The 19,255-nt window shown below is 62.1% G+C and carries 17 protein-coding genes and 2 pseudogenes; 9 read left to right on the top strand and 10 right to left on the bottom strand.

Going from position 1 to position 19,255, the window contains the following annotated elements; all coding sequences use genetic code 11:
* On the top strand, positions 1 to 202 hold a 202-nt coding region (locus G205_RS22870), incomplete at its 5' end, for a hypothetical protein (RefSeq protein ID WP_235046902.1).
* 309 nt (positions 203 to 511) lie between these two features.
* Positions 512 to 1,289, top strand: a pseudogene (locus tag G205_RS24055) (SDR family NAD(P)-dependent oxidoreductase).
* A 607-nt stretch (positions 1,290 to 1,896) separates the two neighbouring features.
* Here G205_RS24055 and G205_RS12055 read toward each other — a convergent pair.
* Positions 1,897 to 2,271, bottom strand: a complete 375-nt coding sequence (locus G205_RS12055; RefSeq protein ID WP_009358204.1) for a MerR family DNA-binding transcriptional regulator — start codon at positions 2,269 to 2,271, stop codon at positions 1,897 to 1,899.
* Positions 2,272 to 2,324: 53 nt separating this feature from the next.
* Between G205_RS12055 and G205_RS24200 the strand changes: the two are divergent.
* The 4 genes and pseudogenes from G205_RS24200 (at position 2,325) to G205_RS23475 (ending at position 5,675) form a co-directional block, all read left to right on the top strand.
* Positions 2,325 to 2,821: pseudogene (locus tag G205_RS24200) on the top strand (flavin reductase family protein).
* Positions 2,822 to 2,849: 28 nt separating this feature from the next.
* Entirely contained in the window at positions 2,850 to 4,184 is a 1,335-nt protein-coding gene (locus G205_RS12045; protein ID WP_009358202.1) for an NtaA/DmoA family FMN-dependent monooxygenase, read from the top strand.
* A 157-nt stretch (positions 4,185 to 4,341) separates the two neighbouring features.
* Positions 4,342 to 4,896, top strand: coding sequence for an LLM class flavin-dependent oxidoreductase (locus G205_RS23480; protein WP_052014119.1), 555 nt, complete (start codon positions 4,342 to 4,344; stop codon positions 4,894 to 4,896).
* The gene (locus tag G205_RS23475; RefSeq protein WP_338058415.1) at positions 4,827 to 5,675 is read left to right on the top strand and encodes an LLM class flavin-dependent oxidoreductase; all 849 of its coding nucleotides are present in this window, start codon (positions 4,827 to 4,829) and stop codon (positions 5,673 to 5,675) included. The genes G205_RS23480 and G205_RS23475 overlap by 70 nt, the downstream gene beginning before the upstream one ends.
* A gap of 247 nt (positions 5,676 to 5,922) precedes the next feature.
* On the opposite strand, the gene G205_RS12035 is transcribed toward G205_RS23475, so the two are convergent.
* From G205_RS12035 to G205_RS12025, 5 genes are all read right to left on the bottom strand, one after another.
* Positions 5,923 to 6,627 carry an ABC transporter ATP-binding protein gene (locus G205_RS12035; RefSeq protein ID WP_009358201.1) on the bottom strand — a complete coding sequence of 235 codons (705 nt, stop codon included), beginning with the start codon at positions 6,625 to 6,627 and terminating at the stop codon, positions 5,923 to 5,925.
* Positions 6,624 to 6,767, bottom strand: a complete 144-nt coding sequence (locus G205_RS24045) for an ABC transporter ATP-binding protein C-terminal domain-containing protein (RefSeq protein ID WP_420874311.1) — start codon at positions 6,765 to 6,767, stop codon at positions 6,624 to 6,626. The genes G205_RS12035 and G205_RS24045 overlap by 4 nt, the downstream gene beginning before the upstream one ends.
* A gap of 89 nt (positions 6,768 to 6,856) precedes the next feature.
* A complete protein-coding gene (locus G205_RS20635; RefSeq protein ID WP_235046901.1) occupies positions 6,857 to 7,261 on the bottom strand; it encodes an ATP-binding cassette domain-containing protein in 405 nt (134 codons plus the stop codon).
* A 53-nt stretch (positions 7,262 to 7,314) separates the two neighbouring features.
* On the bottom strand, positions 7,315 to 9,414 hold the full coding sequence (locus tag G205_RS20630; protein ID WP_052014114.1) for an ABC transporter permease: 2,100 nt from the start codon (positions 9,412 to 9,414) through the stop codon (positions 7,315 to 7,317).
* 165 nt (positions 9,415 to 9,579) lie between these two features.
* Positions 9,580 to 10,848, bottom strand: a complete 1,269-nt coding sequence (locus G205_RS12025; RefSeq protein WP_009358200.1) for an ABC transporter substrate-binding protein — start codon at positions 10,846 to 10,848, stop codon at positions 9,580 to 9,582.
* A gap of 814 nt (positions 10,849 to 11,662) precedes the next feature.
* Here G205_RS12025 and G205_RS12020 point away from each other — a divergent pair.
* The 3 genes from G205_RS12020 (at position 11,663) to G205_RS21135 (ending at position 14,784) form a co-directional block, all read left to right on the top strand.
* Positions 11,663 to 12,088 (top strand): EthD domain-containing protein, encoded by a 426-nt coding sequence (locus G205_RS12020; protein WP_009358199.1) that lies wholly within the window; start codon positions 11,663 to 11,665, stop codon positions 12,086 to 12,088.
* A gap of 250 nt (positions 12,089 to 12,338) precedes the next feature.
* Positions 12,339 to 13,274 carry an NAD-dependent epimerase/dehydratase family protein gene (locus G205_RS12015; RefSeq protein ID WP_052014113.1) on the top strand — a complete coding sequence of 312 codons (936 nt, stop codon included), beginning with the start codon at positions 12,339 to 12,341 and terminating at the stop codon, positions 13,272 to 13,274.
* 913 nt (positions 13,275 to 14,187) lie between these two features.
* Positions 14,188 to 14,784 (top strand): CofC family guanylyltransferase, encoded by a 597-nt coding sequence (locus G205_RS21135; RefSeq protein ID WP_009358197.1) that lies wholly within the window; start codon positions 14,188 to 14,190, stop codon positions 14,782 to 14,784.
* On the opposite strand, the gene G205_RS12005 is transcribed toward G205_RS21135, so the two are convergent.
* Genes G205_RS12005 through G205_RS22855 form a run of 4 tightly spaced genes read right to left on the bottom strand, consistent with a single transcriptional unit; the run spans position 14,765 to position 19,071 of the window.
* Positions 14,765 to 16,306, bottom strand: coding sequence for a flavin-containing monooxygenase (locus G205_RS12005; RefSeq protein ID WP_009358196.1), 1,542 nt, complete (start codon positions 16,304 to 16,306; stop codon positions 14,765 to 14,767). The genes G205_RS21135 and G205_RS12005 overlap by 20 nt on opposite strands.
* A complete protein-coding gene (locus tag G205_RS12000) occupies positions 16,306 to 16,791 on the bottom strand; it encodes a hypothetical protein (protein WP_009358195.1) in 486 nt (161 codons plus the stop codon). The genes G205_RS12005 and G205_RS12000 overlap by 1 nt, the downstream gene beginning before the upstream one ends.
* Complete coding sequence (gene cofG, locus G205_RS11995) at positions 16,778 to 18,535, bottom strand: 7,8-didemethyl-8-hydroxy-5-deazariboflavin synthase CofG (RefSeq protein WP_052014110.1); 1,758 nt, start codon at positions 18,533 to 18,535, stop codon at positions 16,778 to 16,780. The genes G205_RS12000 and cofG overlap by 14 nt, the downstream gene beginning before the upstream one ends.
* Positions 18,526 to 19,071 (bottom strand): radical SAM protein, encoded by a 546-nt coding sequence (locus G205_RS22855; protein WP_235046900.1) that lies wholly within the window; start codon positions 19,069 to 19,071, stop codon positions 18,526 to 18,528. The genes cofG and G205_RS22855 overlap by 10 nt, the downstream gene beginning before the upstream one ends.
* Between the last annotated feature and the right edge of the window lie 184 nt (positions 19,072 to 19,255).

Raw genomic sequence — 19,255 nt, 5'->3', positions numbered from 1 at the left:
TCGGCACAATCAAAAAAATATGTACGCACGCCCCACAAACCGCAAACCCTTACAACATGACCTTGGATGCTTCCGGGTCAAGAACGCCATCGTGATGGCCATGATCCCGGTCCGCCAGCGCCGTGAAGCTCGCAGCCTCGAGCGCCTTCCCATATACGGCTTGAACATTCACGCCGTCGACAGCGGCTGGCCAGCTCTGTAAGCCCACGCCTTTGCTGTCAGGCACCAAAAGCAGCCTTACGACGGCGGGACGTCCCGCGTCGTAAGTATGGCACCGGTGCTTCCTCGAGCCCGAGGAGGACATTCGTTAGCGCCGCGCCGCGCACCGGCGAATGCGAAGCACTCCGCAGAACTGCCAGCCGGCACCCTATTGACTTACGTACGATTCGTGTGCTGAAGTGATCGAGGCCGACACCAACATATTCGCCCCTGGTGTCGCGTTTGGAGCATTTGCTCATTCCAGCGCATCCAATGAGGGATACGCACCACGCAGAAGATAGGGCCAGCTTAAATGTCACGTTTTAAAGACCAGGTCGCACTCATCACCGGTTCAGGCCGCGGCATCGGACGAGCCACCGCACTCAAGTTCGCGGAGGAAGGTGCCCTGGTACTCATCAACGACCTTCACCAGGAATCTGCGGACGCGGTCGTTGCAGAAATCAACTCGCTGGGCGGCAATGCTGCCGCCGCAGGGTTTGATATCACCGACCGGGAAGGAGCCGCAAAGGCTGTTCAGCAGATCGTTGAGGACCACGGTCCATCGACGTTCTGGTCAACAATGCAGGCGGCGAGAACATGCAGCCTGCAGAAGCGTATGCCTCCTGGGACCGAGTGATTGGCGTCAACCTCACGGCAACCTTCTTCATGTCCCAGGCAGTCGCTAACGCCTCCATGATTCCGCGCAACCGGGGAGCCATCGTCAATCTGGCAGCCTCGCGGGCCTTGCTGCCCTGCCCAACGACGCCGGCTACACCGCTGCCAAGCACGCGGTCGTAGGGCTCACGAAGGCCTTGGGCGTGGAGTGGGCAAAGTACGGTATCCGCGTCAACGCCGTCGCCCCGGGAATGACCGAAACGCCAGCTTCCTTTGAATGGCAGAAGCGCGAACCCGAGGCCTTTGAGGCGCGCATCGCACGGGTTCCGTGGAAGCGAATGGGCCGGGGTGAGGAGCAGGCTGCTGCCATTCTGTTCCTGGCCTCCGAGGACGCGTCCTTTATTACAGGCCACACGATTCCTGTTGATGGCGGTCAAATGGCCCTCAACCCTGGCCACTCGATCCGACCCCAGTAGGGCCTTGACGGGCACCGCGGCAGCGTCCCGTCACCCGCGGACCGGCGTTCACGCGTCCTTCCAAGGGCCGCAGGTTCAGTCCGGCCCGCTACCTACGTGATGCCCTAACGCATCCAGGACGGCCGAGCTCCCGAATATGGGCTCGGCGTCCGGTACTTTAACTCCCCGATCAATTCGGCTCCCGTCGAAGAATCAAATGCCGCACCAAGGTGCGCACGAGAGCCTCGAACGATCCAGACGAGGACGTCACGTGCGGCTCCGCTGCGTGTCAGCGCTCTCGCTGGCCCTCGCCGCAAAGACCACCTTCCGTCCAACTGACGTGTCCCTTAGGGCCTAACCTGCCGCCGGCCGTGGAACCAGTCTGACACCGGCCCACCGGGATAGCGCCCAATCCTCCTCCGGGATCATGCACCGGGAGGCCTGTTTTCGCGCGCCTGCTTCTCTGCACCTCTAAGTCAACTCAGCGCCTTATCTTCCGCGTTGCATCATCTTTCCCCTACATGAGCTTGACTTTGGCGGCGCTGGTACGTGGGGCGGCCGGCTACTAGGCCGATGAATTTACTACTCGCTGCGTTGCCCGGCAGTGGAACTGTGGACGAACTGAGGGTTATTTTGTGGGTTGCATCGCCTGGTCCATGGCGGCGATATATCGGCTGAGGGCGTCACGGTTTTGCTTGAGAGATGCGATGCGCTCGATCATAGCGTCGCGCTGATTGACCAGCATGCGCCGCAGTTCGGGGTCTGGATCCCGAACGATGATTTCCTGGGATTGGTTGAGGCAGGGAAGAATGTCACCGATGATGCGGGTGGGCACACCGGAATCAACCAGGCCCCTGATTTTGGTGACCCGGTCGACGAGGTAGCCGTCGTAGTCCCTGTATCCGTTCGCTAAGCGCTGGGGTGTAATGAGTCCCTGTTCCTCGTAGTAGCGCAGCATGCGGGTCGCCACGCCGGTCCTCGCGGAGAGTTCACTGATCTTCATGACCCTCAGCCTAACTTGACATTGACAGGGTGTGAAGGTTCCAAGATGGAGTTATGCACCAAAATTCTTTGTCATCCGGGCCTGTCACCGCACTCGAGATGCGTCACGTCCTTGCTGGATTCCCCACGGGTCTTGTCCTCGTCGCCGCCGAGGTTGAGGGCAAAGTCGTTGGACTCTCGGGGAACTCCTTCGCCTCGGTCTCTCTTGACCCGCCCCTTGTGTCCATATCGTTCGCGCACACATCAACGAGCTGGCCTGCCCTGCGGAAGGCCCCTCGCTGGGGGTGAGCGTCCTGGGTGAGCAGCTGGCGCATGTTCTGCAGGAGTTGCGCCTGCCTTCCGCTGAACGGTTCGCCCGTCTCAATATGCAGGTCGAGTCCGGTGCTGCTTTCGTGGCCGGCGCCCTTGCAAGGCTCACGGTGCAGCTCGACACAGAAATCGAGGCCGGCGATCACGCCTTGACGCTGCTGCGGGTTCTTGAGCTTCAGCGCGACACCGAGCAGCTTCCCCTCATCTTTTTCGGCAGCGGCGCGCACCGCCTCGCCCGCTAACAAGCCCCTACGACTAAGGACCACCCACATGACAGAGAAGAAACTCATCCTAGGCTTGGCGCTCCACGACGGATCCGGGGCGTTAAACAACGCCTGGCGGGCCCCTCAGGTCAACCCGGAAAACTATGCGAACTTTGAAGCGAACATCCGTTATGCGCAAGCGGCCGAACGCGGCAAGTTCGCCTTCCTCTTCATCCCGGATTTCCCCGCGGTGCGCGGAGACATCGAACACGGGGGCGTGCGCAACATCATCGACCCGATGATCGCACTGACTGCCATCTCGCAGGCCACCTCACGCATCGGGTTCGTGGCCACCGGTTCCACCTCTTTCCAGGAGCCGTTCAACCACGCACGTCAGTTCAAGGCGCTGGATGTGCTCAGCCACGGCCGTGCGGGCTGGAACGCCGTCACCACGAGCGACCCCGCGGTGGCCGCGAACTACGGTAAGCCTGTCGCCGAACGCTCGGAACGCTACCAGCGGGCCCACGAGTCCATTCAGATCGTCCAGGCGCTGTGGGGCAGCTGGCAGAAAGAGGCTTGGATCAAGAATCAGGCCTCCGGCCAGTACATCGACAGCTCGAAGCTTCAACCGGTCAACTTGCAGGGTAAGTACGTAGCCTCACGCGGACCCCTGGCAATTCCGCCCTCGGAGCAAGGCCAACCCGTGATCTTCTCCTCCGGGGGTCCGAGTCCTCACTTGCTGGCTCTCGCGGGCCGTTACGCCAGTGGTTTCATCGGTGAGGTTTGGACCATCGAGGACGGAAGGGCGCAGCGTGCGATGGTAAGGCGCGCCGCGGAAGAGGCCGGCCGTGATCCCGATGACATTAAGTTCTTCGCCGGGATCATGCCCACCGTTGCCCCGAGTGTTCGCGAGGGCCTCGACCGTCGAATCTCGATCCTTGGAGACACTCTCAAAGCACAGGTACCCCAGCTGGCTAACATGTTGGGAGTACAGATCGACCGCAGACGACTCGATGAGCCTCTCACCACCGAGCAGCTCTCCGGAGCTTACCCGTCACGGGATCCACGCTCCGGTATCGCCCTGGACGTCGCCCGCCAGGGCTGGACTGTCCGCGACATCCTCGCCCACGGCGTCATCGACTACCACCCCACCGTGGTAGGCCCGGCAGCACTGCACGCCGACCACATTCAGGAGTGGTTCGAAGCGGAAGCCGCGGATGGTTTCTGGCTCTCACCTGACATCTTCGAGGACGGCGTCGATGCCTTCGTCGACGAGGTAGTACCCGTGCTCCAACAACGCGGCATCTACCCAAGCGACTACATCGGCACCACCCTTCGCGAGAACCTCGGCGTCGCCGAACAGTACGGCCTCGACCCCCGGGTCGTCGGCACAGAAGACTAGCCCCCGCAACCACCAGCATCGCCTTATCACCCGTTGGTGGCAGCCAGGGAGATGAGTCCTGTCAAGGGCACTCCGGCGGCGGTCCGGCGATCCCACCGATCACATACAGGTGTGCCCCGAATAGGCCACCAATCAGTACGACCATGGAAGAACGTAGATGAATAGCGAACACATGATCCTGGGCGTAGCCCTGACGAACAGTTTTGGTGCGCACCCTGCTGCCTGGCGGTTGCCCCACGTGAACCCAGAGGCCTACACCGACATAGATGTAACGGTTGAGCATGCCCGGACGGCAGAGCGGGGTGGTCTACAGTTCGTTTTCATCGCTGACCGGCTGTTCCTGCACGGAGACCTGGCCGTATCGAATCCGCTGTTCAACATGGACCCGATCGTTACGCTGTCGGCGGTCGCTCAGGCGACCGAACGGATCGGGCTCGCCGGCACGGCCTCCACATCCTTCTTTGAGCCATACCTGTTGGCCCGTCAGCTCAAAACCCTCGACGTGATCAGCAACGGCCGGGTCGGCTGGAACGCGGTACCAAGTTTCGAACCCGATGCATTCGCGAACTTCGGCAAGGAACCCCCTGCACGGGAGAAGAAGTACGAACGACTTCACGAAGTAATGCAGGTCGTCCAGGCGCTGTGGGGCAGCTGGGGGTACGAGGCAGGCAAGCCCGACCAGCAGGAAGGTACGCCGATCCGGCACATGTGAAACCGGTGAACCTGTATGGCACCCAGGTCGGGACGCGCGGCCCGCTACCGGTTCCTCCGTCCGAGCAGGGACAGCCGGTCATCATCATGCCCGCTAGCAGCGGCTACGGCCTGCAAGCGGCGGTCATGTACGCGGACATCATCATCGCCATGCCGTCCAGCATCGAAGAAGGCCGGGCGCAACGCCAGGCCATCCGACAAGCCGCAGCACAGGCCGGCCGGAATCCCGAGGACATCAAGTATCTCGCCTTCGCCGGCTTCACCACCGGCGACACCGAACGTGACGCCCTCGACACCCGCCTCGCGCTGGACGCCCACACCGACATCCGCGGCCCCCTGGCACGCCTGAGCGCTTACCTTGGCCTGCAGCAGCAACTCACCCGTCCCGACGAACCCCTCACCACAGCGCAGCTCACCGCCGTGCAAGCTCACCCCCAGGACGCGCGGTCAATTCGCGCAGTCGAGCTCGCCCACGCGGGATGGTCACCCCGTGACATCCTCGCCCACGCCGTGTTCGACCCTTACCCTTCCGTCGTCGGAACCGCCGGACAAGTCGCCGACCACCTCCAGGAATGGTTCAAAGCCGGCGCTGCGGACGGCTTCATGCTCAACTTCGACGACTTCAGCACCGAAATCGGCAACTTCGTCGAACAGGTCATCCCGGTCTTACGCGAACGTGGCATCTTCCACAACACTTACGAGGGTAAAACCCTCCGCGACCACGTGGGAGTGCCACCGCAGTACGGAGTCAACCCCCGCATCACGACCGGCCCCCAATGAGGTGTCTTGTCCCAGGAAACCGCTTTTCAGACATGACCTAGAACTTCAAACAGGAAGAACGCTCTGGAGACAAGAAAATCAGGTACCTGGCCGACGCTGGGGACCACGGCATGCTCGCCTGATGCCCAGCGTGCTTGTCCAGTTGGAAGTACATTCCCCAGTATTGAGCAGGTTTTTCCGCACCAGGCCTAAAGACGGCGTGTCAGACCGTCATTCCCACAATCCCGTCAAAACCAGCACACCTAGCCTAGCTATCCGCGATGCCGGACAGGTAGGACTCTTCCAGCTCTTTGACTTGGGCACCGATATGGTCCGAGGGGCCCTGGAGAATGACCTTTCCGTCGCGGAGGACATAGGCTCGGTTGGAGACAGCGAGGGCGAGTTCAACCTTCTGTTCGACGAGGATAACGCCGATGCCATGCGTAGAGGCAGCGTCCCTTACCACGTCAAGGAGTCGGTGAACCACGAGCGGGGCTAGTCCGAGGGAAAGTTCGTCGATGAGTAGGAGTTTAGGCTTTCTGCTCAGCGCGCGCGCGATGGTTACCATCTGTTGTTCGCCGCCGGAGAGGAGTCCAGCAGTGCGGTTCATGAGGGGTTCGAGTTCGGGGAACATTTGTAGGCACTCTACTGCGTCCGCTCCACCGACCCGGAAATTTTCCGCAGTCGTAAGTTGCATGAAGACAGAACGTTCTTCGGTGACGAACGCGAGCCCATCTGCAGCCCGTTTATAGAGTGCGTCAGTTCGTTTCCGTCCGAACATCTCCACGGTGCCGCTGAGAGCAGGGAGTTCTCCCGCGATCGCAAGTAGCGTTGTCGTTTTCCCCGCCCCGTTAGGACCGAGCAAAGCTATCACTTCTCCAGGCTCTACAGAGATGTCGAGGTCTGTTACGAAGGCGTGTCCATGGTAGCCGGAGGAAAGTTGGTGTGTTTCAAGCACTGCGGACATAGTCATACCTCCACTCCGCGCCCTGCAGCGTCAGATAGGTTGTGTTCCGTTTCGTCGGTTCGTTGGCCCAGGTAGGCCTCGATGACAGCCGGATCTTCTTGAATTTCCCTTGGCAGGCCCATGGCGATTCGTTTTCCTGTCTCCATGACCACGACTCGGTTGCTGACTCCCATCACTAGTCCCATATCATGTTCAACCAGCAGGATGGCTACTCCCCAGCTCGCTATCTGCCTTATCACGCTTCGAACTCGCGGGTTTCATCGTCGCCCAACCCGGCGGCGGGTTCGTCAAGTAACAGCACCGAAGGTGAACCAGCCATCGCTCTGGCTACGGCAATGAGTCGTCGCTGCCCGTAGGGCAAGTCATCCACACGCTTGTCAAGTACGTCAATAAGTCCGAACTCCTTGACCACCGCGAGTGCGATGGGGTTCAGGGTCGGGCGTTTGGACCAGAAAAGGTCGCGGACGTAGTGGCGTACGCGTCCGTCATCAGCGGCGATGAGAAGGTTATCGCGCACGGACAGGCTCTCGAAAAGCTCCAGCGACTGGAAGGACCGCGCCATGCCTTTCCGGGATCGGATGTGGACGGGAGCGCGGGAGACGTCCTCCCCGTTGAGCAGGACGCGTCCCGTACTCGGCACGAATCCACTGATCGCGTCAATACACGTACTCTTACCGGCACCGTTGGGCCCGATCAGGCTACGACTTCGCCTGGATCGACATGGAACGATACGCCATCCACCGCTACGACCTTCTGCCCGAAACGCACACCCAACGAGTCGACCACCAACCGCACCGGAGGGACTGAGATTGCGGCAACCTCGGGGCCGATAACATCCAGAAGGGCGCTTCGGCCATCCTTCCGTTTGGTCTCAGGAGCACCCTGGGCCGATGGGCGGGCTGCTGCGTCGTTCCCTTTGGTTTGCTTACCGCGAAGGCGGCCACGTATTGCCGCGGCGGTCCGTACCCAGTCGCGAGCGAACCCGTCTGGCTGCAGGAGAACAAACAAGATGACCATGAGTCCACTTATGACCTGCAGCCAAGTGCCCGTGGCACCCGGCCAAATTACGTCGATCAGCCAGCTCCCGAAAGAACCCGGAGCGAATTGACCGCCGGCTGGTGCACCGATGATAAATCCGACGCCGCCCAAGAACGCGTAGGCGATGACTGAGATTGATTGCATTGGAGAGAACGTGGCGGGGCTGAAGGCGGGCGACGAGAATGCCAGAATGATGCCACCCAGGCCTGCGATCGCCGCCGACACCCCAAAAACGTAGAACTTCGCACCGATGACGTTTACTCCCAGCGCGGCGGCGGCACGATCGTTTGTCCGAACGGCTAGCAGTCGCCCGCCCGCTGTTCCACGACGAATCGACGCTGCGATTAGGCAACAAGCGAGGAAGACCACAAACGCGAAAATTGCGTAGCCCTGAGGGTTCAGGAACGGGTCCAGGTCCATGCCGAACAATTCAACCTTCGGGATGAACACACTCCCGAAGGGGCCCACAAACAGCTCATTCTTGAAAATGAACTCGGCCGTGATGCTCGCAATCCCGAGCGTCACAATCGCGAGGTTGATACCGTTCGTCCGCAACGCCGGCAATGCAAAGGCCAGCCCAATCAACACCGTCGCTATGACCGCAACCACCATAGCCAGCGGCAGTGAAACACCAAAAGATGCCACTGAATGGGAAGCAATCAACCCGGCGACCCCGGCCAAAGCTGCCTGCGCCAATGACAGCTGACCGGAGTACCCGATCAGCATCACCACAGACAACACGATGAGCGACCACCCGAACGTTGCTATCGCGGCCGCGAGGAAGGGGTCATTGAACCAAAACCCTATCCCCGCCGCAATCACGGCGACAATAACCGTAAGGGTTCCCCATCTGATTTGCCCTGTCCCAACCATCGGCAACCGTTCAATAACATGCGAGCGGCCGACCCGTTCCTTGCCCCGGACAACCAACAAAATCAGAATCAGAATGAACGGAAGACTCTGAGACATCCCGGGGATGGGAATGAAGCTGAAGATCAAGGATTGACCTACACCAACCACTACCGACGCCCCGAGCAGCAACGGGAACGACTTGAATGATGCGAGAAGAACCGCAGCGAGCACAGGGATGATCATCAACGGCATCGTGTCCACGCTAATCGTGGTGATAGGGGCGATCAGCGTTCCTGCGAGCCCCGCAAGACCTGCACCAACAGACCAGGTCAACAGTCCCAACTTCACGGGCGACCAACCGAGTGCAGATGTCGCCCGCGCGTTTTCCGCTATCGCCCTCAGTGCCAAGCCCACGGCGGTGTGCTTCGCGGTAAGCCACAAGACCACTGTTACAACAATCGCGATCCCGAAGAGAATCAGTCGATCCCAGCTCCCGACCACGCCCAGCACATCTATAGTGCCCGACGGTAGGAACCGTTCAACATTGAATGGACCCGTGCCCCACACGATCACGACAACGCCTTGGATGAGGATAAGCAAACCCAGCGTCGCGATCGTCCGCGCGGTAGCCGAACTTTGCGCCAAAGGACGCATGATCACCAGGTACACCAGAGCACCAAGGGCCGCTGTGGCTGCGACAGCCAGAATGATCGCAACGCCCCACGGCAGACCCAACTGGCCCCTGAGAGTGAGAAACAACATCGCCGCAACAAGCGCCATTGCACCATGTGCGAAGTTCACCACACCCGAACCGCGATTGATGAGAATCACGCCGCAACCCAACAAGGTGTATGCAGCGGCGGCGCCAAGGCCAAGAACCATGTACTGAAGAACTTCAATCAAAGTGTTTTCCAATCAGCGACGAGAAAGCCAACGTCTAAACGCACAGTGCGAGCAGGACTCGGCGCCATCCTCGCGCCTGGTATCAAGAGACAATGTTGCGGCCGGACCCGGCCCGGGCTGCTGAATCCGAACGATCAGACTCGAAAACAGCCCGGACCGGGCCAGTTACTTGCTGTTTTTATTCAGCATCGGAACCAGATCAAAGGGAGCGAGGTCCATGGCAGCGATCTTCCCACCCTTAATTTCGTTGAAGTACGAAACCATTTGTGGCATCCGCTCATAACCGGCAGGGCCCGCCACACCAGGGGTCCACGTTTGGAAACCAAAAAGGTCAATACTCGTATCTGACGCATTCAACGTGTCGGTCAAAGTCTTGGCAGTCACGTCGTCACCGGGGATGAGCTCAACGGCCTTAGCCAGCGCGTAAACGGACAGCCACGCATTAATGTCGTTGTTCCACGACGTATCCAGGACCGCGTCGGCGATCCATTCCTCACCCGTCACACCAGCGTGGGCGCCCCGATCCTGGATGTACTTCTGCATAATCGGCCAATCCGCATGTGCCCGAGGGGACGGGAATGCCGCGGGAGTGAGGTATCCCTCAAGAAGCTCGCCATTCTGCGCGGCCTCCTTTTCCGTAATTGCCTGAGGATTCCCTGCATACAGTGGCTCGAAGCCGATGTCCCGGGCAGCCTTGATAAGCGCAATGGACGTTCCCCCTGAGAGGATCTGAACGACGGCTTCAGGGCCAATACCCTTCGTTTTTTGAACCGCCGGCGAGTAGTCCGGTAAACCCGCGTTAGGCACCTCCAAGGATTCCGGAGCAACGTCCAGTCCAAATTCCGGACCGAAGGTCGAAATCTGCTCTGCGAGGATGCCGCAGGCCGGATATTCACACGCTTGGGACATGACCCGCTTCACCCCCAACTGCTCAAGCACTTGGGGAATCCCAAGGTTTGAAGCAGTCGCACCGGCCGTGATGGGGAAGCTTGCGGGACTGGTGAAGTCCGCCGGATTGGAATAGCTGAAGAGTCCGACTGAGGGGATTCCCGCGGCAGCCAGAAGAGGTAAGGATTGATCCGACTGAATATCATCCTGCCCCACCCACGCGACGATGTCCTTTGCCGATCCTTGCCGCGCGCAAACCAAGGCCTGCTGCGCCTCGAACCGGTTGTCGCACGCGACCAGTTCGATCTGGCGGCCCTTGACTCCGCCGTTCGCGTTAATCGCTTTCACTGCCGCTTCGGCGCCAAGCAGCGTCTGCGGGTGAGAGTTTATGGCGTTCTCCCCGGCGTAGCTGAGAAAAACCTTGATGGTATTTCCCGACCCTTCCTGGGCCGCCTGCCCTGAACATCCCGACAAGACGAGCGCCGAGGCCGTCATAGCGGCAACGGCCAAAGCCGCTTTTCGTAGATAGCCGAAGTTTCGGTTCATACAAAATTCTCCTTAGTGAGTACCTGGGCCGCATTCGGGCATCATTGCCGCGAGTACAAACCGGCGCTTCTGACGGTGGACGTCCATCGCCCAAGACCGCCCGACTAGCTAATTCCTGACGTGGACACTGCAAGGCCAACAAGCCTCCCGACCGGCGTGGCAACTGAGTAACCGAACCGCCATGGTCCGGTAAGCACCACAGCGACCCTTACGGGCCCGGTCGAGTTACTCGGCGCTGATGCAAGTAACTATGAGTGAGCCGTGCCACAAAGTCAACAGGTTTGCGCCACTTACTAGTCAGTACCTCTAGATACGCCAAAGCGAAGTGTCTAAGGCACTGGTTCGAAATCGGTTATTCAACGCCACACGCTGCGCCTTACCGTTCGTCGGAAATGTCCGGGGCCAATCCAAAGCCCCCCCCCCCGCCGCAGTAGCTGGACGCGGCAACGCGGGGTAGAACTCGGCTGGTAGACAGATGCACGCACGCCCCCAGGAGCCGGGGGCTGGCCCTGCATGACGATCGCCACAGCTAGGTCGGATCGGGAGCAAATTCCCTGCTGGTTCGACGAGCAGCCGGCTTGACACGGAGACAGCCCTTCCGACTTACTTAAGGATGATTCCAGTAAGATTGCACGACCCACAGCACGAAGTCCACGGGGCAGGGCTTGTAAGTGGACAATGCCTAAAGTAACGTTTCGAATCACACAGTAGGGGCGCAACTGCGAGGCTCACCGTCGAGTCCGCTCCCATGTGCCCCACGCGGGGTATCTGCGCTCAGACCTTTCATTTGCCAAACTTCTACAGTGGAGAATCCGTGCAGACAGAACAAACCTTGATTAAGTTAATCTGCCACTTCAAGCGCAAGCCCGGCCTGACGCTCGAACAGTTCAGGGACTACTACGAGAACCACCACGTCAAGCTCGTTCTTGAGCTACTCCCTCATCCAATCGACTACCGGCGGAATTATCGGATCGACGACGCAAAGTTCGACCCGTTTGACCAGCATGCGGATGGCGAACCCGATTACGACGTCATCACCGAGAGTTGGTATCGCCGCGAAGACCTCGAGGAGATGGCAGTTATTGCCGCCCGGCCAGAGATCGCTGGCCCCATCGTCGCGGACGAGGAAGAGTTCATGGACCGTTCCGCAACGCAGCTGATGCTGTTCGAAGAGTATGGCACCAAGGGCGGGGTCGGGGGCTTTCGTCGACTCCCCGAGGACGCCCTAGCCACGCGATAGCCCGCGTCCGCGAACGGGAACTGATGCGTCAAAGTCTTTAGCGATTGTGACTGGTGACCCAGAAGTCGTTAGGGGCAGTGCTAGTGACTGGAAAGCGCTTCAGGTAACGCTCCAACTCGTAGCGGAGACACCCTTCACGTAAGTAGGGATCCGCCGGTGTCCGCGACAGGATTCACATTCAATAAAGCAAGATCGGCATTCGTTGTTGAAATTGCCGACTTCGATCACTGCAAGGACGATAGGACTAAAGATGAAGATTGTTGTCGTAGGGGGCACAGGCGCTTTAGGTGCACATGCAGCCTGTTACCTCAAAGGCAAAGGGCATGACATTACAATTGCCTCCCGCAAAGCCCCGCCTAAGAATACACTCATGGCAACATTGCCGTTTCTGCAGGGGGATTATGTCCGAAGGGACTTCACGCCCGACCGGCTGCGCGGCTTCGATGCGGTCGTCTTCGCCGCGGGCAACGATATGCGCCACTTGCCGACGTCGGAAAACGCTGAGGAGCTTTTGATTCGCGCCAACGTTGAGGGTATTCCCCGCTTCGCACGTGCCGCGCGCGAGGCGGGCGTGAAGCGTATGGTCCAGATCGGCTCCGCGTACCCACAAGCCACGCCGGAGTTGGTGAAAGACAGTCCCTACTTGCGCTCACGTCACCTCGCCTGCGAAGGCGCCCGGGCCGAGGGGCAAGCAGGCTTCGACGTGATCAGCGTCAATCCCTCGTTCATGGTCGGAGGCGTTCCCGGCCTGCCCAGTTACTTCCTTGACCCCTATTTTGAGTGGGCACTGGGTCTGGTCGAAGCGCCGTTGTACGCCCCCACCGGCGGCACCAACTTCATGAGCTACCGTTCGCTGAGCCAAGCGATCGAAGGCGCCCTGCTCCGCGGCGAACCTGGCAAGGCCTATCTGGTGGGCGATGAAACCCTCAGCGTTGCCGACTATTTGAACCTGTTCTTCGAGGCGGTCGGCAACCCAGTCCGACTGGAAGCACGCGACGAGGAGCACCCCGTGTTCCCCAGCCACACGATGGTCCAGGGACGCGGCAACTGGATCCGCTACGAGCCCGACGCCGAAGAAGCAGCCCTGCTCGGCTACGACCGAAACGACGTTGCAAACGGCGTCGCGGAGGCCCTTGCGGCCTTCAAAACGACCCACGTCAAAGGCAGCCTACTCACGAATGGATGATCCGGGTAAGGCTGGGCGTTCCGTGAGGCGCACAACGTTATAGTCCCAAACGGCACCTACGCCCTAGTGTTCCCCGGCAATGTCGCGACACGGAACGCCTGGCCTTGGCGTCAGACTTCGCCTAGCACGCGCTGCGCCTATTCTTCCTTGCCGTGGTCCGGGAGCAGTTCGTCCTCGACGAAGCGGCCCGAGCACGCCGCAACGTTCTCCGGCCGCCTTGGGCGGTGGGAAGCCCCCGTTGCTGGCCGCAGCCGGCGTGGATGGTCGCGACCCGACCAGATCGGCTTTCGGTGCGTTACCTGGCATGAGGCACGCAGCATACGTCATCGGGAAAATAGATGTAGAGCACCTAACCAGGGTTGTCTCGCCCAGAAAGGGTCGTGGCAAGAGTTGTCGAGGATCCTCTGTTCTTCACCGTAGCCGGCATTTGGGCCTTGCGTCGGATGGAGACGGGATCTGGATTAGGCAGCAGCAACCCACTCGAGCATCTTTGTCGTCTTTTGGCATATGGACGATCCCCAACCCCCGTAAGTATCTCGGCGATCGTGCTTCCCTCTATCTTCCCCGATGTTACTGGGTGTATCGGGCTGCATCTCCTACTGCAGGCCCGCAATCCTGGGTGCGGTTTGTCTGTCTCCCCCAGAGTCCTCGCACTTCTCGTTATAACTCCCCGCTCCGCGCTAAGTATCTCTGGACCCGGCTGGGACCCAATCGCCTCAGTCCGAAACTGGTCCTTGCCTAATGCCGCGAGCGTACCATCCAGCACTTCGTCGACCCCAGCAAAATTAACCAGCGAAGGCAGACTCATTGCAATACCCCCGCGAATGCTCCGATATGGAAACGAACGCTGCCCGTCCCGCCCGCTCTGCAGAGCGGGCATGCATAGCTCGGCCACAACTTGAGGTGTCTCGCCATGACTAACACCTGGACTATCGTCGTGCCAGTCAAGGGCACGGCAGCCGCGAAGTCCCGGCTCGGTGGTGATCTTGGTCTTGCGCGGGCGATCGCACTCGATACGGTGGCTGTTGCATTACTGGTGGCCCGCGTCGTTGTCGTCACCTCCGACGCCGCTGCCGCCGGTTTCCGTGCCCTTGGCGCCGAAACCGTGCAGGATCCAGGACAGGGGTTGCACGCAGCTGTGCTCTACGGGATCAAAGTGGCAGGCCCTGGCCCCGTTGCCGTGCTCCAGGGAGACCTGCCAGCAATCACTTCGACTGAGCTCGAGTTCGCACTGCGGCTCGCCTCAGCCATTGAACTAGCGTTCGTCGGAGATGCCGCCGGAACCGGTACGACGCTGATTACCGCGCTCAACCCGGAGCGACATCGTCCTGCGTTCGGCGAGGGTTCTCGTGCTGCCCACCGCGCCGTGAGTTACGTCGAGCTCGATTTTGACGATATGTCGGGGCTGCGTTCGGACGTCGACACCTGGGCGGACGTCGAACGGCTCGAGGGGCGGCTCGGCCTACGGACAGCGGCGGCCCTGGAAACGCTCAGGCAGTCTGCACGTTGAGCAGGTAGTCGGCCGGGTCGAACCGGGCGAGCCGCTCCCGGAACGCCGAGGCGGTGTCCGGCCATAGAAGGGTCAGACGGCGGCTCCGCTCGTCGACGTACCAGCTGCGACAGCCACCAGTGAGCCAGACGGTGGTCTCGGCCATACGGTCGATTTCGGCGACGTAGGTTGCCTGTCGCTCCGGCCGGACGTCGAAAGCCGCCACGTCGTGGCTGCGCAGGTACCGGACGGCCTCGAGAACGTACGCGATCTGCGACTCGATCATGTGCACGGCCGAGTTGTGGCCTAGGCTGGCGTTGGGGCCGTCAATGACGAAGAGGTTCGGGAAGCCAGCCACGGTGGTGGAGTTGTGCGCCACCATACCGTGGGACCAGGCGGAGTCGAGGGTGCGGCCGTCGCAGCCACGGATCCTGTGCGCGATTGGTGGCCGGGTCGAGTGGAAGCCGGTCGCCAAGATGAGCGCGTCGAGTTCATAGGTCGCTCCCGAGGCGGCAGCGACCCGGCTGCCCTCGACGGCAGTTGGTGCCGACTGCTCGAGGCGCACCGACTCGCGAGCTAGGGCCGGGTAGTAATCGTTTGATAGCAGGACGCGCTTGCAACCGACCTCGTAATGGGGTGTCAGCGCCTGGCGGAGCGATGGGTCGGGGATTTGCGCCTCAAGGTGCCGTCGCGCCCGGTCGCGGAGCGCGGTGAGGGGGCCCGCGGCGCCCAGCCTCGCTGCAAAACCTGTTTCGGCGTCCCAGAACATCTGCGCTCGGAGCTTGACCAGGGATTCGGGCTCGTCTCGCCAGGCGGCCTTCTCGCCTTCAGTGTAGGCGCGGTCGTCACGGGGAACGACGTACGCGGCGCTCCGCTGGAAGAGAATTATCTCGTCGGCCACCTCGGCCATGCGAGGCAGGATCTGCACGGCAGAGGCACCGCTTCCGACGAGCCCAACACGTTTGCCTGCCAGGTCGAGGTCACGCGGCCACTCGGACGAGTGGAACACGGGGCCCGCGAACGAGTCGAGCCCCGGCACGTCAGGCATCCGCTTCTCGGAGAGCCGGCCCGTCGCCACGATAACCCAGCGGCAGCGGTATGTTTGGCGCGTAGTAACGACCGTCCAAGACATGGTGGTGCTGTCCCAGGCAAGCTCGAGCACGTCTGACGAGAAGCGGAGGTGCGGAAGGATGCCCTCCTCACGGGCGGCCTCCTGCAGGTAGTCGAGGATCTCGGCCCCGGGAGCATAGAAGGAGTTCCAGCCAGTGCGTGGCCGAAACGAGTAGGAGTAGAGATGTGACGGGATGTCGCAGGCGACGCCCGGGTAGACGTTGTCGCGCCAGGTCCCACCGACGTCGGCCCCGCGCTCTACGACGACGAACGACCGCTCACCCGAACGCGCGAGCTGGATCGCGGCGCCGAGGCCAGCAAAGCCCGCACCGATGATGACGGTGTCAACGGGCTCGGGAGCGGCGGGCTTCTCGCCGACGGCGTCAGCGTCGACCGCTTCAGCGACGAAGGTCTGGTTGTCCTTAGCCTCCATCACGGCCGGGCTCGCGGGATGGTGCTGTGGGCCGGGTATCGCCGCGGCTCGCGCAGGAATGAGTCGATGAGATGCGCCTGCTCGGCGGGATGCCCCGCCTCGGCGAAACGCACTTCCATGGCTGCCGAATCGGCCGCGGGCAACCCTTCCGGGACGATGATGAGGACAGGGCAACGGACGTCCGGGGCCGAGGAGCCCAGCACGATCAGGGCGGAGACCCGCGCGTCAGCAGCGAGGGGAGTCTCGCAGCCCGGCGCGACAAGGAGCGCGAAGCGGTCGGGCAGCTCGCCCGAGGAGACTCGCGCGCCGGCTACGAAGACCTGACGCCGCCGTGATAATTGCGGCAGCGCAGCGTCGAGTTCGGGATCCAGGCCAGCCGGGTCGACTGCAATCACGACTGGCTCGAGGGACTTACCGGGCAGCTGCGCGACTCCGGTTACGATCTCTCGCAGGCCCGTGCCCGTCCCGGCGTCAACAAGCATCATGTGGAGCCCCGTGGGACAAGTGTGTAGCTCGTCGTACGTTCCCGAGCCTCGCGGCCGAGAGGGGTCGCGATCCGCTGGACGTCTTCCGGCGTCGCCTCGCGGTACGCCTCGGCGCCAGCCTCCGGCCAGATCGCTCCGTCGAGCAGCAGACCGCCGAAGTCGTCCGCTCCCCCGGCGAGCACGGCCCTGGCGCCGTGGAAGCGAGCTTGGTCCATGCGGCCTGTATGTGGTCTATCCGGCCGTGCAGCATAAGGCGCGCGACCGCGTGGAGCGCCCGCGAGGCTTCGAGGCCAGGCCCTTCACCAGCCACCGCCCGCACCCCGGAGGGCACGTCGAACGGCACGTACGGCATGGCGATGAACTCCGAGAAACCGCCAGTCTCATCCTGGATCTGGGTCAGCCGACGCAGGTGAGCAACGATCTGAGGCGGCGTCTCGACGTGACCGTAGACGATCGTCGCCGTCGACCGGAGACCCGCCCGGTGGGCGGCCACGAGCGGCCGGATCCACTCGTCGACCGGCGGATCGGTGCGTTCGCTCAGCAGCGCGCGCACGCCGTCGTCCAAAATTCGCGCCCCGGTACCAGGAACGCTCGTTACGCCCGCCTCACGCAGTCCTTCGAGGAAAGCATCGACACTAACACCCGTCCGGCGCGCCCCGTCGAGCACCTCCGTGGGGCGGTAGGCGTGGAGTGAGAGGTCGGGCCCGGCTGCGCGGATGCCCGCAGCCAGGTCGAGGTAGGCCGTGCCCGGCAGCGCCTGGTCGATCGGACCTTGGACACAGATCTCGGTCGCACCGAGCGTAACGGACTCCTCGACCAGCCGCCGGACCATGTCGTCAGTGAGCCCCTTGCTGTAGAGCGACGAGTCCAGGTTGCGGTTGACGACGTAGGTCAATGTGTTACCGACCGCTGCGGAGCGGACCTCGTCGGCCAGCGCCGTTACCGCATTGAGGTCGTCTCCACGGGCGGTAAGCAGGGAGCAATACTCAGCGTCCGTCAGCGATTCCGGGGCGATCGAGGCTCTGGCGAGCGCGGAGACAACAGTGGGGTCGGCGCGGCGTGGCAGTCCGGCGGCCACGCCGCGATCGACAGGAGGAGCGGTGGCGGCGACAAGAACTGTAACTGGATCCGCCGAGCGGGGTCGCGGGCCGCGCGCCGCGGGGGGCGCGGGCCTCAGGCGTGCGCCCTCGTCAGCGAGTAGGGACACCGGATCGGCGAGAGCGGTAACGGCGGGGACGATGCGCGGATCCAGCCAGGTTTCTGCATCCTGCAGGTAGGCCGGGTGTGCGGTGAGCCGCTCGCGCAGGGTGAATCCGGCCTGCGCCGTCAGCTCGGCAAGCGTCTGGAGTTCGGGCCAGGGTCGTTCGGGATTGACATGGTCGGGCGTGAGCGGGCTGACGCCGCCCCAGTCGTTGATGCCTGCGCGCACCAGCAGCAGAAGTTCAGAAAGTCCGCTGAGGTTCGGCGGGGCCTGGATGGTGTGGTCGGGGCCCATGACAATCCGGGCGACCGCAACCGCGGCGGCGTACTCCTCGAGGCCGAGGTCGGTCTCGTTCTGCATCGCGGTGTGCGGTTTGGCGCGGAAGTTTTGGACGATGGTCTCCTGCACCTGGCCGTACCGCTGGTGCGACGCCCGGATGGCGAAGAGGGCGTCGGCGCGCTCGGCGTCGTTCTCGCCGATGCCGAGGAGGACCCCGGTGGTGAACGGGATCCGGGAGCGGCCGGCGTCGTCGATCACCCGCATCCGCAGAGCAGGATCCTTGTCCGGGGAACCAAAGTGCACTCCCCCGCGCTCGCTCCAGAGCGCGTGGCCGTGGTCTCGAGCATCAAGCCCATGGACGCGGCGACCGGGCGGAGCCGCTGCAGCTCGGCGAACGACATGACGCCGGGGTTGAGATGCGGCAGGAGGCCGGTCTCGGTGAGCACGAGTTCGGCCATCGCGCCGATGTAGTCGAGGGTCGAGGTGTAGCCGTGGTCCTCGAGCCACTGCCGCGCGACCGGCCAGCGGTTCTCAGGACGGTCGCCGAGGGTGAAGAGCGCCTCCTTGCAGCCGAGCGCTGCCCCCTCGCGAGCGATGCGAAGGATCTCTTCCGGCGGTAGGTAGGTGGGGATCCCTTTCTTCAGCAGGCCGCCCGGCGTCTCGACGAAGACGCAGTAGTGACAGCGGTCCTGGCACAGCTGCGTGACGGGGAGGAACACCTTCTTCGAATACGTGATGATGCCCTCGCGGGAGGCGCGCGCGAGGCCGTCGTCGCGGAGACGCGATGCAACGTTCAGCAACCGGTCGAGGTTGTCGCCTCGAGCTCCGAAGAGCGCCGTCGCTCCAGCGAGGTCCGTCTCACCTGTATCTTCGAGACGAGCGAGAGCATCAGTGAGGGGGGCAGGATTCAGAACGGACTGTTTAGACATAACGGACTGTTTAGACATAACGGACCTTCATAACAAGGACGGCACGGGTCTCCCT

The organism is Arthrobacter nitrophenolicus, from assembly GCF_000332815.1.
Lineage (GTDB): Bacteria > Actinomycetota > Actinomycetes > Actinomycetales > Micrococcaceae > Arthrobacter > Arthrobacter nitrophenolicus.
Note: the sequence above shows the minus strand (reverse complement) of the source record. Positions and strands in the feature narration are given on the sequence as shown.